Raw genomic sequence first — 1,132 nt, 5'->3', positions numbered from 1 at the left:
CCATGGCGAAGGCAAAATTCGAACGCAACAAGCCGCACGTGAACATCGGCACGATCGGCCACGTTGACCACGGCAAGACGACGCTGACGGCTGCGATCACCAAGTATTTCGGTGACTTCCGCGCCTACGACCAGATCGACGGCGCGCCCGAAGAGAAGGCCCGCGGCATCACGATCTCGACCGCCCATGTCGAGTACGAGACCGAGGCCCGTCACTACGCCCATGTCGACTGCCCCGGCCACGCCGACTACGTGAAGAACATGATCACCGGTGCCGCCCAGATGGACGGCGCGATCCTGGTCGTGAACGCCGCCGACGGCCCGATGCCCCAGACGCGCGAGCACATCCTGCTCGGCCGCCAGGTCGGCATCCCGACGATGGTCGTCTACATGAACAAGGTCGACCAGGTCGATGACGAGGAGCTCCTCGAGCTCGTCGAGATGGAAATCCGCGAACTTCTGTCGTCCTACGAGTACCCGGGCGACGACATCCCCGTGGTGCCGGGTTCGGCCCTGCACGCGATGAACGGCACCGAGCCGGCGATCGGCGAAGAGTCGATCCGTAAGCTGATGGCCGCCGTCGACGAGTGGATTCCGACGCCCGAGCGCGCCGTGGACCAGCCGTTCCTGATGCCGGTCGAGGACGTGTTCTCGATCTCGGGTCGCGGTACGGTGGTGACGGGTCGTATCGAGCGCGGCGTGATCAACGTCGGCGACGAGATCGAGATCGTCGGCATCCGCGACACCAAGAAGACGACCTGCACGGGCGTCGAGATGTTCCGCAAGCTGCTGGATCGCGGTGAAGCCGGCGACAACATCGGTGCGCTTCTGCGCGGCATCGACCGTGAAGGCGTGCAGCGTGGCCAGGTTCTCTGCAAGCCGGGTTCGGTCAAGCCGCACACCAAGTTCGAGGCCGAGGCCTACATCCTGACCAAGGAAGAGGGTGGCCGTCACACGCCGTTCTTCGCCAACTACCGTCCGCAGTTCTACTTCCGCACGACGGACGTGACGGGCACGGTCCAGCTGGCCGAGGGCACCGAGATGGTGATGCCCGGCGACAACGTCTCGTTCGGCGTCGAGCTGATCGCGCCGATCGCGATGGAAGAGAAGCTCCGCTTCGCCATCCGCGAAGG

1 protein-coding gene is annotated in these 1,132 nt (G+C 64.8%); it reads left to right on the top strand.

Annotation, left to right across the window (positions count from 1 at the left end):
* Positions 1 to 2: 2 nt before the first annotated feature.
* Positions 3 to 1,132 (top strand): elongation factor Tu (tuf, locus tag PAM7066_RS18420; RefSeq protein WP_085855657.1); only part of this gene is annotated, 1,130 nt, incomplete at its 3' end.

This window comes from Palleronia marisminoris (genome assembly GCF_900172315.1).
Taxonomy (GTDB): domain Bacteria; phylum Pseudomonadota; class Alphaproteobacteria; order Rhodobacterales; family Rhodobacteraceae; genus Palleronia; species Palleronia marisminoris.
The sequence above is the reverse complement of the archived record's forward strand: the minus strand, read 5'-3'. Positions and strand labels throughout refer to the sequence as shown.